20 protein-coding genes are annotated in these 15796 nt (G+C 63.6%); 8 read left to right on the top strand and 12 right to left on the bottom strand.

Going from position 1 to position 15796, the window contains the following annotated elements; translation table 11 throughout:
• Positions 1 to 4: 4 nt before the first annotated feature.
• Positions 5 to 712, bottom strand: coding sequence for a response regulator transcription factor (locus tag ACIQ36_RS03065; protein ID WP_395825676.1), 708 nt, complete (start codon positions 710 to 712; stop codon positions 5 to 7).
• 75 nt (positions 713 to 787) lie between these two features.
• Between ACIQ36_RS03065 and ACIQ36_RS03060 the strand changes: the two genes are divergently transcribed.
• Positions 788 to 1684 carry a hypothetical protein gene (locus ACIQ36_RS03060; protein WP_395825673.1) on the top strand — a complete coding sequence of 299 codons (897 nt, stop codon included), beginning with the start codon at positions 788 to 790 and terminating at the stop codon, positions 1682 to 1684.
• Here ACIQ36_RS03060 and ACIQ36_RS03055 read toward each other — a convergent pair.
• On the bottom strand, positions 1681 to 2391 hold the full coding sequence (locus tag ACIQ36_RS03055; protein ID WP_395825670.1) for a substrate-binding periplasmic protein: 711 nt from the start codon (positions 2389 to 2391) through the stop codon (positions 1681 to 1683). The two genes, ACIQ36_RS03060 and ACIQ36_RS03055, sit on opposite strands and share 4 nt — an antisense overlap.
• An 89-nt stretch (positions 2392 to 2480) precedes the next feature.
• Positions 2481 to 4001, bottom strand: a complete 1521-nt coding sequence (locus ACIQ36_RS03050; RefSeq protein ID WP_395825667.1) for a YifB family Mg chelatase-like AAA ATPase — start codon at positions 3999 to 4001, stop codon at positions 2481 to 2483.
• A 166-nt stretch (positions 4002 to 4167) separates the two neighbouring features.
• On the opposite strand from ACIQ36_RS03050, the gene ACIQ36_RS03045 reads away from it, so the two are divergent.
• Positions 4168 to 4776: a TetR/AcrR family transcriptional regulator gene (locus ACIQ36_RS03045; protein ID WP_395825665.1), complete on the top strand. Its 609-nt coding sequence runs from the start codon at positions 4168 to 4170 to the stop codon at positions 4774 to 4776.
• Between the two features lie 2 nt (positions 4777 to 4778).
• A complete protein-coding gene (locus tag ACIQ36_RS03040; RefSeq protein ID WP_395825662.1) occupies positions 4779 to 5921 on the top strand; it encodes a DUF418 domain-containing protein in 1143 nt (380 codons plus the stop codon).
• Between the two features lie 93 nt (positions 5922 to 6014).
• Here the strand turns inward: ACIQ36_RS03040 and ACIQ36_RS03035 are convergent, their stop codons facing one another.
• The 6 genes from ACIQ36_RS03035 to ACIQ36_RS03010 all read right to left on the bottom strand — a co-directional run bounded on the left by ACIQ36_RS03035 (position 6015) and on the right by ACIQ36_RS03010 (position 9467).
• Positions 6015 to 6524, bottom strand: coding sequence for an AAA family ATPase (locus ACIQ36_RS03035; RefSeq protein ID WP_395825659.1), 510 nt, complete (start codon positions 6522 to 6524; stop codon positions 6015 to 6017).
• Positions 6521 to 6970, bottom strand: coding sequence for a MarR family winged helix-turn-helix transcriptional regulator (locus ACIQ36_RS03030; protein WP_395825656.1), 450 nt, complete (start codon positions 6968 to 6970; stop codon positions 6521 to 6523). Before ACIQ36_RS03030 ends, ACIQ36_RS03035 begins: the two co-directional genes overlap by 4 nt.
• 86 nt (positions 6971 to 7056) lie before the next feature.
• Entirely contained in the window at positions 7057 to 7452 is a 396-nt protein-coding gene (locus ACIQ36_RS03025; protein ID WP_395825653.1) for a type II toxin-antitoxin system HicB family antitoxin, read from the bottom strand.
• A gap of 3 nt (positions 7453 to 7455) precedes the next feature.
• A complete protein-coding gene (locus ACIQ36_RS03020; protein WP_045774379.1) occupies positions 7456 to 7653 on the bottom strand; it encodes a type II toxin-antitoxin system HicA family toxin in 198 nt (65 codons plus the stop codon).
• Positions 7654 to 7660: 7 nt separating this feature from the next.
• A complete protein-coding gene (locus ACIQ36_RS03015; RefSeq protein ID WP_395825650.1) occupies positions 7661 to 8287 on the bottom strand; it encodes a hypothetical protein in 627 nt (208 codons plus the stop codon).
• Between the two features lie 124 nt (positions 8288 to 8411).
• A complete protein-coding gene (locus ACIQ36_RS03010; RefSeq protein WP_395825647.1) occupies positions 8412 to 9467 on the bottom strand; it encodes a DUF2125 domain-containing protein in 1056 nt (351 codons plus the stop codon).
• Positions 9468 to 9658: 191 nt separating this feature from the next.
• On the opposite strand from ACIQ36_RS03010, the gene ACIQ36_RS03005 reads away from it, so the two are divergent.
• Both ACIQ36_RS03005 and ACIQ36_RS03000 read left to right on the top strand, forming a co-directional pair.
• A complete protein-coding gene (locus ACIQ36_RS03005) occupies positions 9659 to 10558 on the top strand; it encodes a DMT family transporter (RefSeq protein WP_395825645.1) in 900 nt (299 codons plus the stop codon).
• Positions 10559 to 10572: 14 nt separating this feature from the next.
• Positions 10573 to 11160 (top strand): gamma-glutamylcyclotransferase, encoded by a 588-nt coding sequence (locus ACIQ36_RS03000; protein WP_395825642.1) that lies wholly within the window; start codon positions 10573 to 10575, stop codon positions 11158 to 11160.
• Here ACIQ36_RS03000 and ACIQ36_RS02995 read toward each other — a convergent pair.
• Positions 11157 to 11561 carry a tautomerase family protein gene (locus ACIQ36_RS02995; protein WP_395825639.1) on the bottom strand — a complete coding sequence of 135 codons (405 nt, stop codon included), beginning with the start codon at positions 11559 to 11561 and terminating at the stop codon, positions 11157 to 11159. The two genes, ACIQ36_RS03000 and ACIQ36_RS02995, sit on opposite strands and share 4 nt — an antisense overlap.
• Positions 11562 to 11661: 100 nt before the next feature.
• On the opposite strand from ACIQ36_RS02995, the gene ACIQ36_RS02990 reads away from it, so the two are divergent.
• Both ACIQ36_RS02990 and ACIQ36_RS02985 read left to right on the top strand, forming a co-directional pair.
• A complete protein-coding gene (locus ACIQ36_RS02990) occupies positions 11662 to 12555 on the top strand; it encodes a LysR substrate-binding domain-containing protein (RefSeq protein ID WP_395825636.1) in 894 nt (297 codons plus the stop codon).
• Positions 12548 to 13309 carry a class I SAM-dependent methyltransferase gene (locus tag ACIQ36_RS02985; protein WP_395825633.1) on the top strand — a complete coding sequence of 254 codons (762 nt, stop codon included), beginning with the start codon at positions 12548 to 12550 and terminating at the stop codon, positions 13307 to 13309. The genes ACIQ36_RS02990 and ACIQ36_RS02985 overlap by 8 nt, the downstream gene beginning before the upstream one ends.
• Here ACIQ36_RS02985 and ACIQ36_RS02980 read toward each other — a convergent pair.
• On the bottom strand, positions 13306 to 14166 hold the full coding sequence (locus ACIQ36_RS02980) for a LysR substrate-binding domain-containing protein (RefSeq protein ID WP_395825630.1): 861 nt from the start codon (positions 14164 to 14166) through the stop codon (positions 13306 to 13308). The two genes, ACIQ36_RS02985 and ACIQ36_RS02980, sit on opposite strands and share 4 nt — an antisense overlap.
• Before the next feature lie 92 nt (positions 14167 to 14258).
• Here ACIQ36_RS02980 and ACIQ36_RS02975 point away from each other — a divergent pair, with 92 nt between their 5' ends.
• On the top strand, positions 14259 to 15167 hold the full coding sequence (locus tag ACIQ36_RS02975) for a DMT family transporter (RefSeq protein ID WP_395825627.1): 909 nt from the start codon (positions 14259 to 14261) through the stop codon (positions 15165 to 15167).
• On the opposite strand, the gene ACIQ36_RS02970 is transcribed toward ACIQ36_RS02975, so the two are convergent.
• On the bottom strand, positions 15164 to 15706 hold the full coding sequence (locus tag ACIQ36_RS02970; RefSeq protein ID WP_395825624.1) for an RES family NAD+ phosphorylase: 543 nt from the start codon (positions 15704 to 15706) through the stop codon (positions 15164 to 15166). The two genes, ACIQ36_RS02975 and ACIQ36_RS02970, sit on opposite strands and share 4 nt — an antisense overlap.
• Between the last annotated feature and the right edge of the window lie 90 nt (positions 15707 to 15796).

Below are 15796 nucleotides of genomic sequence, written 5' to 3'. Positions count from 1 at the left end.
CCCGCTAATTCCCGGTCGTCACCCGGCCCGAAAAGCGGTAGCCGTGGCCGCGTGCGGTTTCGATGAGATTTCCAGCGTCCTCCCCCAGCTTCTTGCGCAGGCGGCTCACCAAAATATCGATACTGCGCGCGCTGGTTTCGGCTTCCGCTGTGCCGATGGCCTCCATCAACTCCTCGCGGGTATGGACGCGGGCGGGGCGGCGCAGCAGGGCTTGCAACAGGTCGAACTCGGCGGGGGTGAGGTCGACCGGCAACCCGTCCGGCCCGGTGACAAGGCGGGCGGCGGTATCGAGCGTACAGCCGGAAAAACGGTAGAGGCCGCCCTCGCTGGGTTCGGGCTCGGCCGTGCGGCGACGGTCCAGCACATTGCGCACGCGGGCCAGCAGTTCGCGCGGGAAAACGGGTTTGGGCAGATAATCTTCCGCCCCGAGTTCCAGGCCCGAGGCGCGGTCGTCCGGTGCGCCGCGCTCGGACACGATGATGACCGGGCCGGAATACGCAGCGCGCAATTCGCGCACCAGCATCACACCCCGCGCGTCGGGCAAGGTCAGGTCCAAGAGGATCAAATCGATGCGGGTTTTCGGCAGAATGGCTTCGGTTTGCGACCAATCCATCGCCAATGTCACCATGTACCCCGCCTTGCGCATCAGCGCCGCCAGCAGCGAACGGACCGCTTCATCGTCCTCCACGATCAAAATATGTTCGCCCGCCACGCCGAATCCCCCCAAACTTGATAAAGTCCCCTGTGTTTCTTGGCAGAGGTTGCGCAACAGGTCAAACTGACTGCGATGATTTTTATTCTCTTCGGCCTAACGGTCGCCGCTTTTGTGGGTCTGGTGCTGGGGTCGATCACCCCGCGCTTGGTTCCGGTCCCGCCGCCCGCCACGCGTGGGCTGGTGGCGATGCTCTATGGCAGCTTCGTTCTGGCGGGGGGGCTGATGCTGGCGGCGATGACGCGGGATCTATGGCTCCCCGTGCCGCCTGTGGTCGCCGTAACCGCGCCGATTCTGCCAGTTGAGCCGCCCTCCGAGCCGACAATACTGCCGCTCCCGGCCCCAAAACCTGAACCAATTCCAGAGCCGAGTGTCGTGCCGCCGACGCCCGAGGCGCTGCCCGAACCCGCAGCGACGCTTCCCCCGCCAACCCCCGCGCCCGATCCCGGCCCACCGCCGGAAGCCCCAACGCGCTTCGGCCCGAAAGCCCTGGGGCAGAGCGCCGCGATGCTGCAAAAGAGTCTTGCCGACCAGGGGCTGATAACCACTTGGGACGCGCAAACCGGCCCGCTCGGCCAAGCGGTCCAAGTGGCGCAAGGAACGGCGCTCGCGCTGCTGTCGGAAGGGGAGGACGACCGGCTGTACCGCGTGCAAATCACCACCGATCTCGGCACTCCCTTGGCCGACCTCGGCCCGGTGGCGCGGGATACCGCCCGGCTGCAACTGGGGCTCTTGGGCCTCGCCCTCGCGCCGATCTCGCCGGAACCGGAGCGCTTGCGCCAGGAGAGTGATCGGGTGTGGCAAGAGTTGCTGACCGCACTCCTTGCCGCACCCGAGCAACCCCGCGCCGCACGCACTATTTTCGTCGCTGGGGCGGCGCTGCGGCTCACGCTCAGCCAAGGTGGGAAAGCCAGTGCGCAATTGGCGGCGGAAGAGCGGGATTTGGACCCACTGTTGGATGTGCAGCCTTAGGGTTTGGGGCGCACTGCCTCAAACGCAGACATAAGGCGTTGGTATATAGCGGGATCAAGCTGCTTATTGCAGGCGAGAGCGAGTTCCACGGTTTGCAGCTTCAGGACTGTTTTTAGTTTTAGACCGTTACGGACGAAATATCCGTCCTTATCGGCTGCGCTTACGCTTGCTGCCGTTTCGCTCACCACCCATAGGTCAATGCGCCCATTTTGCAGCTTATTGAGGTTGAGATCGTCACTTGCTGCAACATCGACGGTTAAGCCCTGTTTTTCGAGAAACAGGGTTTTCGCATCGCCGGTATAACCACCGATACGATATTTTTTTGCCTCCATCAGCGACGAGAGGCCTATCGGTGACTCGGTTGGCGCAGCGAGCAGCCAGATATTTTGGGCAATCGGCCCCACCCATTTGAACAGCGCGCGCCGCTCCTCGGTTACGGTTGTGGCGTAAACGCAGGTATCAGCGGTGTCGAGCGCCGCCGAATAGGCGCGTTGCCACGGCAAGGAACGCAGCGTGTAAGCGAGGCCCGCTTTTTCAAAGGTCGCTTTCACAAGATCGGTTGCCGTGCCCACAATTGCTTTCGTCGCGGGGTCGGTAAAGTTAAGGGGCGCATTTTCCTCTGTGACGAGGTTTATGGTCTGAGCCTGTACGAGCGGCGTCCAAAGCGCCACGCCTAACGCGAGGGTCCGATAAATGAAGGGGGGCATCCGCTATCTCCATCGTCAAGATGGCGTAATTTAACCCCCCGAGTCATGTAAGTTTTCTTAACAAAACAGAAATAAATTAATCGAAAAAACTAATTGTGAGTGCGTCCCCGATACGCCAGCGCTTCGGCAATATCCATCCGGCTGACACTCTCCCGCCCCGCCAAATCGGCCAAGGTCCGGGCGACGCGCAACACGCGATGATAACCGCGCGCCGAAAGTTTCAGCCGGTCGGCGGCCTCGGTCAGCAGTGCTTGGCCGGCGCTCTCGGGGCGGGCGACGATGGTGAGCAGATCGCCATCCACCTCGGCATTGGTGGCGATGCCCGTCTCTTTATAGCGCGCGGTTTGCCGGGCGCGGGCGGCGGCGACGCGCTGGGCGACGGTCGCGCTGTTTTCTTTTGCGGGCGGCCCGGCCAAATCCTTCGCGGAGACGGCGGCGACCTCCACATGCAAATCAATACGATCCAGCAACGGCCCCGAGATTTTAGCCTGATAATCCACCGCGCAGCGCGGCGCGCGCCCACAGGTGCGCGCCGGATCGGTCAAATAGCCGCAGCGGCAGGGGTTCATCGCCGCGATCAACTGCACCCGCGCCGGGTAGGTGATATGGGCATTGGCGCGCGCCACGGTGACTTTGCCGGTCTCCAGCGGCTGGCGCAGGGATTCGAGCGTCGTGCGGTTGAACTCCGGCAACTCGTCGAGAAACAGCACGCCGTGATGGGCAAGACTAATTTCCCCCGGCCTAGCCCGCGCGCCGCCGCCCACCAGCGCGGGCAGCGAGGCGGAATGGTGCGGGTCGCGGAAGGGGCGGTGACGGCTGAGTTTTCCGCCCGCAAGCTGCCCCGCGACCGATTGGATCATAGCGACGCTGAGGGCTTCGCGCGGCGAGAGCGGCGGCAACAGGCCGGGCAGGCGCTGGGCCAGCATCGATTTGCCCGAGCCGGGCGGGCCGATCATCAGCAAATTATGCCCGCCGGCGGCGGCGATTTCGAGCGCGCGCTTGGCGCTCTCCTGGCCCTTCACGTCGGCAAGATCGAGCGGTCGGCGCGCATCCTCGGCCAACTCGGCGCGCGGGCGCGGCAGCAGGGCGCTGCCCTTCATATGGTTGATGAGATCCATCAGGCTCACCGGCGCTAACACCGGTAGGCTCTCGGTCGCCCAGGCCGCTTCACCGCCGCAGGGGGCGGGGCAGAGAATGCCTAAATCGCGCTCGGCGGCTCCAAAGGCGGCGGCAAGCACGCCGGAGACGGGGGCAAGCCGCCCGTCGAGCCCGAGTTCGCCCAAAATCATATACTGCGCCACCTCATCGGCGGGCAGAATCCCCATCGAGACCAACAGGGCGACGGCAATCGGCAGGTCGAAGTGACTGCCCTCCTTCAGCACGTCGGCAGGCGCAAGGTTCACCGTGATGCGTTTGGCGGGCAGTGCCAGCCCCAGGGCGGCGAGCGCCGAGCGCACCCGCTCCCGGCTTTCAGCAACGGCCTTATCGGGCAGGCCAACGATGGTGAAGGCGACGAGACCGCCGGTCATGGCGACCTCTACATCGACATCGATCACCTCGATTCCGGCAAAAGCGACGGTTTTGGCACGGGAAACGAGAGAGGACGACATGAGGCCAACGGAATAAGAGAGGTTGGCCTAGCCTAAGACAGCCCGCGCCTGAAGTCACGCACTCGCGTCCTCCCGGGCGTGATCGGGGTTTATGGGACCGTCGGTAAAAGTCCTTGAATAAAATGATCACTCTAATTATTAAATGCCTCGCATAGAGGAGCCTTCCATGTCACGTCTCCGCAAGCCCGATGCTTTTGCGGCCCAGCAGGCGAAAATCCGCCGGGCCGCCGAAACCTGTATCCGTCGCAGCGGCTTTCACGGGGCCGGAATCGCCGCTATTTGCGCGGAGGCGGGGATTAGCCCAGGGCGTCTCTATCATTACTACCCCAGCAAAGCCGCCTTGATTGCGGCCCTGGTGCACGAGGCTCAGGGGGAGGCGCTTGCGGCCCTCGCGCCCTTGGCCGACCTCGATACGCCGGACTATTTCGGTGCTCTTTTCGAGCGCTGTATCGATGCGGCGCTCCTCTCCGCGAACCTGGAGTATGCAGCGCTCGCCCTCGAAATCAGCGCCGAAGCGACCCGCGATCCTGAGATAGCAACGGCTCTCGCCAACTACACCCAGGCGCTGAAGGGCGCTTGGTCAACGGCGATTGCCGTTGGTCAAGCCCGTGGCGCGATCGCGACACATCCGCCGCCCGGTCTATTGGCGGATTTGATCCTGCTGGTCCTCGATGGCGCAACGGGGCTTAGGATTGTCGACCCAAATCTCGACGATAGCAGCATCGCCACCCGCGTCCGCTTTCTGCTGGCCCCCCATTTTATCGGAAACAGTTGACGATGAACCCAGCCCTTGCCCCGCGCCGCGCCTATGCCGACCGGCTGCGCGGGTTTGCCCTTTTCGGCATCTGCCTCGTGAATTTACCCTTTATCGCCCTTCCATTCGGGACGATATCGCCCGAGGCGTTGGGGCTGGCGGATGCCACGGCCCTTCTAATCTCGGCGCTTTTTGTTGATGCTAAGTTCTTCATCCTGTTTTCATTTTTATTCGGCTTTGGTTTTTCAGTTCAAACCGCAGGCCGAACGCCCGACGAGGCCCGGCGCTCCTTTTTGCGGCGCTTGTGCGGGCTTTTTGGCCTTGGCCTTCTTCATGGACTTCTGTTGTTTCCGGGTGATATTTTAACGACCTATGCGCTGCTGGGCCTCGGGCTATGGGCGTTACGCGACGTGTCCGACCGGGCTTTGCACCGATGCGCCGTGCTGGCGCTGCTAGTCGCCGTTCCGGCCTTTACCGGGCTCGAGTACCTCGTCCAGACTTTGCCACCGCCGAGCGCGGACGCGCAGACTGCGACTATCGCGGCCTATCGGGGGTCGCTTGCGCAGATTTTGGGCCAACGCTGGCAGGATTGGCCGGAAACCGTGCCTTTTATTCTTCTCTACAATTGGCCAATGGCGTTTGCCGCCTTTTGCTGGGGGCTAATTGCCGGGCGGCGCGGCTTGCTTTCGGCCCCGGAGGGGATTCTAAGCCTGATCCATCGGTATCGATGGGGGCTTTGGGTGGGGGCGGCTTTTGGAAATGGCGCGTATGTTCTGGCTTCCATTGCGACGGTGCCAAATGATCGTTGGTTCGGCATGCCCTTTCTGGCGCTGGGCGGGCCGTGTCTGGCGATACTCTATGCCGGGTGGATTGCGCGCCTGGACGGTCGCATAGCACGGATACTCGAAACGGCGGGGCGCGTTTCGCTCAGCCACTACCTCGGCCAATCCTTGTGTGCCGTTTTAATCTTCAACGGCTTGGGGCTTTATGCCGAACTCGGATACGGGGGGCTTGCGGTGATTTCTGTGCTCATTGCAGCGGGATTAACCGGGCTTGGCAGCCTGTGGCTGTCGGTTTTCCGGTATGGCCCTGCTGAATGGCTTCTGCGCTGCTGGACGTATGGACGCTGGCTGCCGATTCGCCGAGACGCAGCCGAAACAGCTTAGATGCAATCACCTGGCCCCTGAGCCCCCTGCATCCCGGCCTGATGCGCGAAAATCTCACGATGCTAGGTTCGCCTTTGACAGCTTCGAGAAAGGTCATGCCGTGGCGTGAGAAACTCCCTTGAGGGCGGCAAACTCTTCCGCCGAAGGCGGCTGCCAGCGCGTTTCGATATAGTCGAACATCGGGCGCGTGACCGGCATTGTGTACGTCGGCCCTTTCTCGGCATTGCGCTGCGCCACGCGCTGCCAGCGCGTTTCGACGGGAACGTCGAGCCAGTGCAAGCGCACATCGAACCCCGCCGCCCAAACCGCCGTCGCCATTCTTTGGCGATCGGCGGCTTGCAGGAAGCTGAGATCAAGCACCGCCGACAGGCCTCGGCCCAGTACCTGAAGCGCCTGTTTTTCGATGAGCGTTTCGCAACGAGCGACGCGCTCCCAGATCCACGCCGGCGTGATGGGCGTGGGAAGGTCCGGTGCAAAAAGCCCGGTCATCCATTCGTCGATGGCGAAATGCACGCCGCCGATCTCGTCGGCCAGGGCGCGGGCATAAGTGGTTTTACCGGCGCCCGTGGCACCCGTAATGAGATGGGCAAAGGGCGTTTTCATTCGGCGAGATCGCTGGGTGTATTGGCGGAAAGCCGTCCCAACAGGCTGGCGAAGGTGGCGATTTCTGCCTCCGACCAGCGATCCTTAAATAGATCGGCCGACCGGCGCTCGAAGGTGGCGCGCACGTCCTGCACAATCGCCTTAGCGGACTCGGTGAGGGCAACATAGGCAAGGCGCGCGTCGCGCGCGTCGGCTTGGCGTTCGACCAGCCCGATTTTCTCCAGCGGCAGCGCCATCCGCGTTACCGTGGAGGGGTTCAGGTGCAGCCGTTTGGCAATATCGACCCGCGTGAGGCGCTGGAGTGGCGCGCGCTCCAGATGCATCAGCAGCAGCGCTTCCTTCAGGCCGAGGCCGTGAACGGAGGCAAGTTCAGAGGAAAAACGCGCTTCAAGGAAGGCGTTGGCTTGGATCAGGCCGACAACGGCCGCAAAGGATGTCTGTGTCATGCCCTATGACATAGGACATATTATTTGCGTTTGCAAGCATATAACAATGATCTTGCAAACAAGCCTCCCGCACTCTGCCCTTGGGGCTATCCCCGCATCATCCGCCGCGCGGCTTCGGCCAAGAAACCCGACCGAGTATGGCCGCTGTCGGCGGCGGCGGCATCAATATCGACCAGCAGGTTTTTATCGACGGTAATATTGACGCGCACGGCGGGGGCTTTTGGCGGGCGGGCCATGATCAGCAGCAGGGCCGCTTGCGCCGGGGCACTTGAGAGATGCGCGCCCAGGGCTTGCGGCGGCGGCGGGGCAATACCGTCTTGGGTGAAGCCTTCCAGATGCAGCGTTAGCGCGGCTTCGGCCTGGGTCAGGGCTTCTTCTTCCGTCTCGCCGGTGGCAAGGCAGCCGGGCAGGTCGGGAAAGCTCACGACCAATTCATCGCCAGAATCAACGGGGCGGTGCAACCAAGCGGGATAGCGAGCCATAGATTAAGCTTCCTTCGTGGGCAAGCCGCAGTAAACCAACAGACCATCGGCCACCGAAGGCGGCAGCGTGGCCTTGCCGAGCGGCAGCGTGACGCGCCGACCCGTGCCCGCGTGCCGCCATTGCGCGAACCCGTCGCGGCGGGTGACTTCAACCCAGCCTGCGGCTTCCAAGGTTTTCACCAGCTTGCGTAATTTTGCCATGGCACCCTCAATAAGTGAGAACCGGTCCGAAATTCGCAGGAATCGCCTGATCGAAGCTGCGGCCTATCTGGGTCACAAGATCATTGGTGAGTTCAATCCAGGTCGCGCGCCGCTCATCGAAGGTTGCGCGTTCTTTCACCGTCCGGCTTGCATCCCGGCGCACGGAAATCTGTCGATCCCGAAAGCCGGTCGCATTGCGAATCTCAAGATCGACTTCCAAAATCGCATCGTAGCGGAAGGCGGCGTCATCGACGATTAGGCCGCGAATACCGCCCGGCGTGCTCAGCGCGACTTCGACAATACTGGCGCGGCGGATAATGAAGCGGGCGATGGTTCCGGGAGCTTGCGCCCCGCGCGGAACGAGCTTTTGCCGCGCCCAAAGCTCGGCGGCTTGGGTGGGCGTTGGCGTGAGTGTGTGATCGATATTGGGGGCGACCTTGGGGGCGACGTAGGTCACTTCCACCTCCAGCCGATCAACCAGCAGGTTCCAGCTTGACCCGGACGGCGTGAAGGCGGAGGGAGGCGACTTAGCCGGGTCGGCGCAGCCAGCAAGGCTTCCGATTCCTGCGGCGACCAGCAAAAAGCTTCCGCCTTGAGCCAGCATGTTACGGCGAGTGGACTGAAGCGTTATCACAGTATCTTTCGACCTTTGGCAGAACATTCCGCTACCGCCCTAACCGCAGAGTGCCAGCGGCGGGGAAGCGGCTCAAGTGCAATAGAATGACCGATTCATGACACTCCGTCGACGCGGTTGTACATCAACTCGGGTCCGGCAAAGGTAAGGGGGGGACGGGAACTAGCCGCGAGGGCCCAAGAAGCAGCCAACCGTCCTGCACGGTAATGGGAACCGACAGTGTCGGCTGCCCGGTTTGCGGATCGCTACTTGCAACCGCCGAGAGTAGCAACCGGGCGAGGCGACCGTCGCGCTCGGTCACAAGGCCGACCGCAATCAGCCGGTCGATCCCTTCGACAAAGCCGCGCACTTTGGCGGTTCCTGCCGCGAGCGGGCGCATCAACCGGTCGAGGGTGAGTGTTCCTTCCCCTTCCAGGGCAAAGCCACCGAGCGATAGGATTAGGCGGCGCAACTCCACCGTTCCGCCGCCGTCGCGCCATTCCGAGAAAGCGGGCGTCGTCAGCGCATCCGGCGTATCGCCCATCACCGTTAACCCGACGGATAGGGTCAGCGGTTCGGCCAACAGCAGGTTGAGCTGCGGCGCGGTGAACCGTTCCAGCGCAACCCCACCTTGCAAGGTGGCAACCAGATGATCGCGCCCACGCGCCGCTAAATCTTTCAGATCGATGGACAGCCGTTCGGCCCGCAAGGTCATGGGCCGGGGGGCGGCGAGGTGTAAAGTCGGCTCGTCGATGGTTAGGCGCAAACTGCCGCCCGCGCGCGGGCCGGAGAGGCTCAACTCGCCCTCGGCAAGGCTGAGGTGCCCGGCAAGGCGCTTTTCGCCCGACGTTAGGCTGAGTTCCGAGTCCGCAGGCAGGCGGATGAGGGTGGCGTTGGGCTGTAAGAGGCTCCACACCACCTCAATCCGGTCGGCCTTCCAGGTTAAATCGCTCGCGGGGCCGGTCCGGTGCAGAATAACCCCGGTCAAATCGGTCTGAACGGCGAGCGGGAAACCGCTGGCGGGGCCGACCGTAAACCGAATATCCCAGCCCTGCTGGCGCCATGCCGCCGCTTCGGCCTCGAGCGTTTCAGCCAGGCGCGCTTTCGCCAAAAGCCACACGAGGGCCAAGGCCCCTGCCAGCAGGAGCAAAATCCCCAGCGCAATAACCCCAGGGCGGCGCAGCAGCGGTCTTAAAGTCATGCGTCCCCGCTGGACAAAAACAAAGAAACCGTCGGTCGAGCGTTCGATCCTTAAAATGCAGTTAACCTGCCACACTGGTTTCCGCCAAGGGAATTTCCAGACTGAAACCGGCTTTCCTCAGCGTTTTTTGCGGGGCTCGGGTGCAGGAACCCGCGTTCAAGGGGGGAAACAGGCCGTGTTAGGGTGCCGGGATGACCCAATTCGCCCATGTTCTGCCCGCTGTGACTTTTGTTTGCCTGTGGAGCACCGGCTTCATCGGTGGGCGTCTTGGCACGCCCCATGCCGATCCGCTAACGTTTCTGCTGATTCGCTTCGCCATCGCCAGCCTACTCCTCGCGGGGCTCGCGGCGCTGGCCGGGGTGAAATGGCCGCGTGGGAAAGCGGCACTCCATCTCGCGGTTTCGGGCCTGCTGGTACACGGGGCCTATTTGGGCGGCGTGTTCGTGGCCCTATCGCTGGGCGTTTCGGCGGGATTGGTCGCCTTGATCGTCGGTTTGCAGCCTTTGCTGACCGGGGCTGCGAGCGGCTGGCTGCTGGGGGTTGCCGTGCGCCCGCTGCAATGGGCGGGCTTGGGCTTGGGGCTGGTCGGCGTTCTGCTGGTACTCTGGGAGAAGCTTGCGGCGCAGGCGGGCGTGCCGCCCTTGGGCGTTGCGCTGGCCGTTTTCGCGCTGCTGGCCATTACCTTTGGCACGCTGTATCAGAAGCGGTTCGTCGTGCCTTCTGATTTGCGCAGCGCCACGGCGTGGCAATATCTCGTCTGCACGCTCGTCTATGGTGCGATTGTCCCTTGGATTGAGCCGATGCGGGTGGATTGGACGCCGGAGTTCATTTTTGCGCTCGCGTGGCTGGTGCTGGTTTTATCGGTCGGGGCGATTTTGCTGTTCTTCACCCTCATCCAGCGCGGCTCGGCGGCGGGGGTGGCGAGCCTCATGTATCTGGTGCCGCCGCTCACGGCGCTAGTCGCCTGGGGCCTGTTCGGCGAACACCTCGGCCCGCTCGCCTTGTTGGGAATGGCGGTAACGGCGGCGGCGGTGGCGTTGGTAAATCGCCCGGCCAAAGTTCCGCCGGTTTCGGTAGCCCGCGAGGCCTGATAGGGTAGCCCATCATGTCGTCCGAGGCTTATTGGGTCTTTGCTTACGGTTCCTTGATTTGGGACCCTGGCTTTCCGTTTATCGACCGTCACCGCGCGGTCGTGCACGGCTACCATCGCCGCTTCTGCCTTTATTCGCACCGCTATCGCGGCACGCCCGATCTGCCGGGCTTGGTGCTGGGTCTTGATCGCGGCGGCTGTTGCCAGGGGGTTGCCTATCAAGTCGCGCCCGCCGAATCGGCCGCGGTGCGGGAGTATCTCTGGGCGCGGGAAATGTCGAACAACGCCTACCGCCCGGTCATTGTGCCCGCGCGGCTAGAGGGCGGCGCGCGCGTGCCGGTGCAGACTTTCGTCATCTCTCCCGACCATCCGCAATATGCCGGGCGCTTACCCGCCGATCTTACCGCGCGGCTGATCGCCAGCAGCCACGGCGAGCGGGGGAGTAATCAAGCCTATCTAGAAAATACCGCCGACCATTTGACCGAGCTTGGCATTCACGATGCAGCGATGCTGAAATTGGTGCGGCAGGTGCGGCAGTTGATCGCCCACGAAGGAACGGTCGCCCGCCCCCCCGTTCCGCAAGTTTCGCCGATTGGGTTTTAGTCGGCCCCGCGCTGCTGCTGGAGCGCCATGGCAAAAACACCATTGCCCACCGACCAATCGGAATAATCATTTTCGTGACAGAAGATGAAAACATCTTTCGGCGACACACCCGCATCGCGGTTCAGGTTCGCGGCAATCTGCGCATAAAGATCGCGCTTCATCGCGTCGCTGCGCCCGCGCCGCAGGGTAATTTCCACAACGACCATTGAGTCGGAGCGGGCGATTCCGTTGAAGCCCCGGTCGAAAAAGAAGCTTTCGTCGGTATAGTCGCTGACGAGGTTGAACAGTTCATCTTTGGGCATGCCGATGGCATCGACAAGGGCGGTATGAATGCCTTGGACGATTTTCTTTTTGATTTCAACGCTGGTTCCGGCGCGCACAGCGGTGCGAATGAACGGCATAATCAGGCTCCTTTTTAGGTTGTTTCGAGCCAGTGTGCGCTGGGTTTACGGCCCAAAGAAAACGATCCTTTCGGCATTTTTATGTGATTAAATCACACATATGAAACGGACTCTCCCGCCGCTGGGTGCTCTGCGCGCCTTCGAAGCCGCCGCCCGCCATGGGCGGATGATACTCGCCGCCGAAGAGTTGAGCGTCACGCCCGGCGCGGTTAGCCGTCAGGTACGGCTCCTGGAAGAAGACTTGGGCGTGGCGCTGTTCGACGGGCCTAAGAGCAAACCGCGCCTCACCGACGCGGGCCGCGCCCTCGCGCCGCGATTGGCGGGGGCTTTCGATGAGCTTGAGGCCGCAACCCAAGCCGCGCGCGCCGGGCAGGCGGCGGTCTTGGATATTTCCTGCCTCAGCACTTTTTTGATGCGCTGGCTGATCCCGCGCTTGCATCGCTTCACCGCCGAACATCCGGGGATTGACGTGCGTCTCAGCGCTGCCGATGGCCCGGTTGATCCCGACCGGGCGCGGTTCGACGCGGTGATTACCGTGGAGCCCGAAGCCCCCGCCGCGTCGCGCTTTCATCCACTCTTCCCGGAATGGCTCGGCCCCGTCGCCGCCCCGGCGCTCGCGGCCCAGATTGCGCGCCGGGACGATTTGCGCCGCGTGCCCTTGCTCCACACCCAAACCCGGCCTGAGGCTTGGCCCGCCTGGGCCGCCCGGATCGGCTGGGCGGAAACCCGGTTCGACGGCCCCCGCTACGAGCATTATTATTATACGCTGGAGGCGGCGAGTGCCGGGCTCGGCGTGTGTCTCGCTCCCTGGCATTTGGTCGCGGCGGATGTGGCGAGCGGGCGTTTGGCCGCCCCGCTGGGCTTCACCCGCAGCGGCTATCACTATGGGCTGCGGTGCAAGCGGCACGCGCGACCGGCCCTCGAACCTTTCCGGCTGTGGCTATTGGCGGAAGCGGCGGCGCAGCCTTTACCCAAGGAGGGGCAGAATGGTTGATTTCGGCAAAACGGCGGAAGATTACCGCCAGCATCGCGCCGGGTTTCCGCCCGAATTGCTCGACCGGCTGGCGGGGTTCGGCGTCGGCGGACCAGGGCAACGCCTGCTCGATGTCGGCACGGGAACCGGCACGCTCGCGCGCCAATTCGCCCAACGCGGGGCCGTGGTGACGGGGATCGATCCAGCGGCTCCCATGCTGGTGCAAGCCCGCGCGCTGGATGCCGAGGCGGGGGTTTCGGTCACTTATCTGGAGGGAAAAGCCGAGGCGGTTCCGCTCCCCAATGGCAGTTTCGACGCGATTACGGCGGGCCAATGCTGGCACTGGTTCGACCGCCCAAAAGCCGCCGCCGAGATGCATCGGCTGCTGGTGCCGGGCGGGCGGATGGTCATTGCGCATTTCGACTGGCTACCGCTGCCGGGCTCGCTGGTGGCGGCGACCGAAGCGCTGATTCTCAATTTCAATCCGGCCTGGCGGTTCGCGGGCGGCACGGGGATTTATCCAGCCTGGTTCGAGGATCTCTCCTGCGCCGGGTTTACCGGCCTTGAAAGCCTTTCCTTCGATCTCGCCGTTCCCTATACCCCCGCCGCCTGGGTGGGCCGCATTCGTGCGAGTGCCGGGGTGGCCGCCAGCCTGCCGCCGGAGGAAGTCGCCCGGTTTTCCGACGCGCTGACGGCGTTGCTCGCGGCCGATTTTCCCGGCGATTCGCTGCTGGTGCCGCATCGGGTGTGGGCCTTGGTGGGGCGGAGGGGTTAGCCTCGCGCCGCCCCCAAGCCCTCGATCACATGCCGGGCGAACAGGCGGGCGGCGGGGCTCAGGCTCTCGCGCTGATAGAGGGCAATGTCGGTTTCCGGCAGCGGCGGTAGCCCTTCCTCCGCCCCCATCACGCGGAAGCCCGGCGGCACCGTGCCCCGTGCCAGCACGGTAATCGCGAGCCCGGCGCTGACGGCGGAGAGAATCCCGGCGAAGCTGGAGCCGGTATAGGCGTTGCGCATCGGAATCCCCGCCGCCTGCAAGGCCCCCAGCGCGTGCGGGCGAAAGGCGCAATCTTCGGTGAAGAGCGCAAGGGGCAGCGGGCGTTGGCTTTCTAACCGATGATCCATCGCGCCGATCCATTGCAATGGCTCACGGCGCACGAGTTGCCCTTCCTCCGCCCCCGGCAGGCGCGTGCACAGCACCAAATCGAGCTGATCGACGGCAAGGCGCGCGCGCAAAACTTGGCTACACGCGCAATGGACTTCCAAATTCACGCGCGGCTGTGCCCGCGTGAAGGCGGCAATCAGCGGGGTGACGAAGGGGCCTTCATAATCGTCGGGCACGCCAAACCGAATGAGCCCTTCTGCCCCAATCGCCAGCAGATCATCGACGGCGGCGTCGTGATCGCGCAGCAGGCGGCGGGCGTGGCCGAGCAGGCGCACCCCGTCTTCGGTGGGATGCGCGCCATTGCGCCCGCGCGTGAGGAGGGGCCGCCCGATCATAGCTTCCAGGCGTTTGATCTGCGCGGTTACGGCGGGCTGGCTGCGCCCGAGCTTATCGCCCGCCAAGGTGAGGCTGGCGTGATCGACGGTGGCGACGAAGCAGCGCAGCAGATCGATATCGAAGGTTGGTCGCATCACAAAACCTGATGGAAAGATCAAATCTATTGCTTTGATCTATGGTAAGCGCCGCGCCATCCTTCCGCTATGGTTTTTTGGAGGGCCGCGCTATGACCAGTATCCGTTTATCCCTGCCGTTTTCCGCGCGAGGCCCGATGCGCCCCACCCAAGCCGTGCTGTTGCTGCTGCTCGCCCAGGTCGCCATCGGCGCGGGGCCGTTGATGGTGCGCAAGGTCGATATCGGCCCGGCGGATAGCGCCTTCTGGCGGCTGACGATTGCACTGCTGGCCTGGATCGCCGTCACCGCTTGGATGCGGGGCCGGGCCATCGGCGGGGCGAGCCTGCGCCCAACCGTGAAGGTCGGCGCGCTGTTACTGGGCGCGGGGGCCGCTTTCGCCGCCGATCTCACCACCTATCATTTTGCGCTGATGCATACCGCCATTGCCAATGCCAGCTTTCTTGCCAACCTCTCGCCGTTGCTGGTGGCGCTGGGCGCCTGGGCGCTGTTTCGGGAAAAACCGGCGGGGCGGGCACTGTTGGCCCTGCTCGTTGCCCTTGTTGGCGCGGCGGTGATGACCGGCTGGCCCCATAAGGCCGCGGGCCTCGCGCTGGGCGACGGTTTGGCCCTGATCGCCTGCCTATTCTACACCCTCTACCTGCTGCTGACGCGCCGCCTCGCCGGGTTGGTCAGCGATTGGACGGTGATTCTGTGGACCAGCCTGGGTTCGGTCGGCACCGCGCTGATTTTGGCGGCGTTTCGCGGCGGGGTGGAATTCCCCCATAGCGCGACCGGCTGGGCCGCCGTCATCGGCCTCGGGCTCATCAGTCAGGCAATGGGGCAGGGGTTGACGCTGATTACGCTCGCCCGCCTCCCCGCCGCCTCGGGCGGGGTGATGCTGCTGGCGGGTCCGGTGCTGGCAATGCTGGGGGGTTGGGCGGTCTATGCCGAAACCCCCAGCCTCGATCAGGCGCTGGGTGGGGCGGTGATTCTGGGGGCGCTGGTGCTGGCGCGGCGTTAGGGGCGGTTATTGCGCCAAACATTCCAATCGACCGGTTCGGCGGCCTGCACCTCAAGGTCGCCGGGGTCGAGCCGATCCAGGAACAGAATCAGATTTTGACACGGGGCGCGGGCGCTGGGGGTGAGGAGACCATCGAAGCCCAAAAAGAAAGCCGCGTCGGCGATCTCCTGACTGCGGCTATAATCGAGGTCAGCATAGCGCTCGGAGAGTATCCCCAAGGCCGACAGCGCCGCCATATCGGCGAGCTTCAGCGTTCGGCGGGTTTGCACGCGGATTTTATGCAGGATCGACACGAGCTTCGATGGGAAAACCGGCTGGCGGCTCAAGTGGAAATAAACCTCTGCCAACGCCCCGTCGCGCTCCAGCGAGGTATAAAGCACGTCGAAATGCCCAGGATCCCAGCGCCCGCTCGCGGACGCGCCTTCCAAAACATCCCGGCCTTGGCGGGTAATGCGCCAGACCTCGCCTTCGAAGGCAATTCCGGTCTGGGCATCCAGGGCATCGAGAAGATCAAGATCGCGGGCTTTACGGTCGGTCATAGCAGGGTCAGACGTAAGCCCCCGTATCGAGCCGTTCGATCACGCTCAAGACCTCTTCGGTACGATTGGCGTTGATAAGATCAATGGCGC

The sequence above is a fragment of the Elstera sp. genome (assembly GCF_044372965.1).
In the GTDB taxonomy this organism is placed as follows: domain Bacteria; phylum Pseudomonadota; class Alphaproteobacteria; order Elsterales; family Elsteraceae; genus Elstera.
This window is presented reverse-complemented; position numbering and strand designations above follow the sequence as displayed.

Coding starts and splice junctions, on each gene's coding strand:
- ACIQ36_RS03060 (WP_395825673.1), top strand. CDS start 788: ATGATTTTTATTCTCTTCGGCCTAACGGTCGCCGCTTTTGTGGGTCTG.
- ACIQ36_RS03055 (WP_395825670.1), bottom strand. CDS start 2,391: ATGCCCCCCTTCATTTATCGGACCCTCGCGTTAGGCGTGGCGCTTTGG.
- ACIQ36_RS03050 (WP_395825667.1), bottom strand. CDS start 4,001: ATGTCGTCCTCTCTCGTTTCCCGTGCCAAAACCGTCGCTTTTGCCGGA.
- ACIQ36_RS03045 (WP_395825665.1), top strand. CDS start 4,168: ATGTCACGTCTCCGCAAGCCCGATGCTTTTGCGGCCCAGCAGGCGAAA.
- ACIQ36_RS03040 (WP_395825662.1), top strand. CDS start 4,779: ATGAACCCAGCCCTTGCCCCGCGCCGCGCCTATGCCGACCGGCTGCGC.
- ACIQ36_RS03035 (WP_395825659.1), bottom strand. CDS start 6,524: ATGAAAACGCCCTTTGCCCATCTCATTACGGGTGCCACGGGCGCCGGT.
- ACIQ36_RS03030 (WP_395825656.1), bottom strand. CDS start 6,970: ATGACACAGACATCCTTTGCGGCCGTTGTCGGCCTGATCCAAGCCAAC.
- ACIQ36_RS03025 (WP_395825653.1), bottom strand. CDS start 7,452: ATGGCTCGCTATCCCGCTTGGTTGCACCGCCCCGTTGATTCTGGCGAT.
- ACIQ36_RS03020 (WP_045774379.1), bottom strand. CDS start 7,653: ATGGCAAAATTACGCAAGCTGGTGAAAACCTTGGAAGCCGCAGGCTGG.
- ACIQ36_RS03010 (WP_395825647.1), bottom strand. CDS start 9,467: ATGACTTTAAGACCGCTGCTGCGCCGCCCTGGGGTTATTGCGCTGGGG.
- ACIQ36_RS03005 (WP_395825645.1), top strand. CDS start 9,659: ATGACCCAATTCGCCCATGTTCTGCCCGCTGTGACTTTTGTTTGCCTG.
- ACIQ36_RS03000 (WP_395825642.1), top strand. CDS start 10,573: ATGTCGTCCGAGGCTTATTGGGTCTTTGCTTACGGTTCCTTGATTTGG.
- ACIQ36_RS02995 (WP_395825639.1), bottom strand. CDS start 11,561: ATGCCGTTCATTCGCACCGCTGTGCGCGCCGGAACCAGCGTTGAAATC.
- ACIQ36_RS02990 (WP_395825636.1), top strand. CDS start 11,662: ATGAAACGGACTCTCCCGCCGCTGGGTGCTCTGCGCGCCTTCGAAGCC.
- ACIQ36_RS02985 (WP_395825633.1), top strand. CDS start 12,548: ATGGTTGATTTCGGCAAAACGGCGGAAGATTACCGCCAGCATCGCGCC.
- ACIQ36_RS02980 (WP_395825630.1), bottom strand. CDS start 14,166: ATGCGACCAACCTTCGATATCGATCTGCTGCGCTGCTTCGTCGCCACC.
- ACIQ36_RS02975 (WP_395825627.1), top strand. CDS start 14,259: ATGACCAGTATCCGTTTATCCCTGCCGTTTTCCGCGCGAGGCCCGATG.
- ACIQ36_RS02970 (WP_395825624.1), bottom strand. CDS start 15,706: ATGACCGACCGTAAAGCCCGCGATCTTGATCTTCTCGATGCCCTGGAT.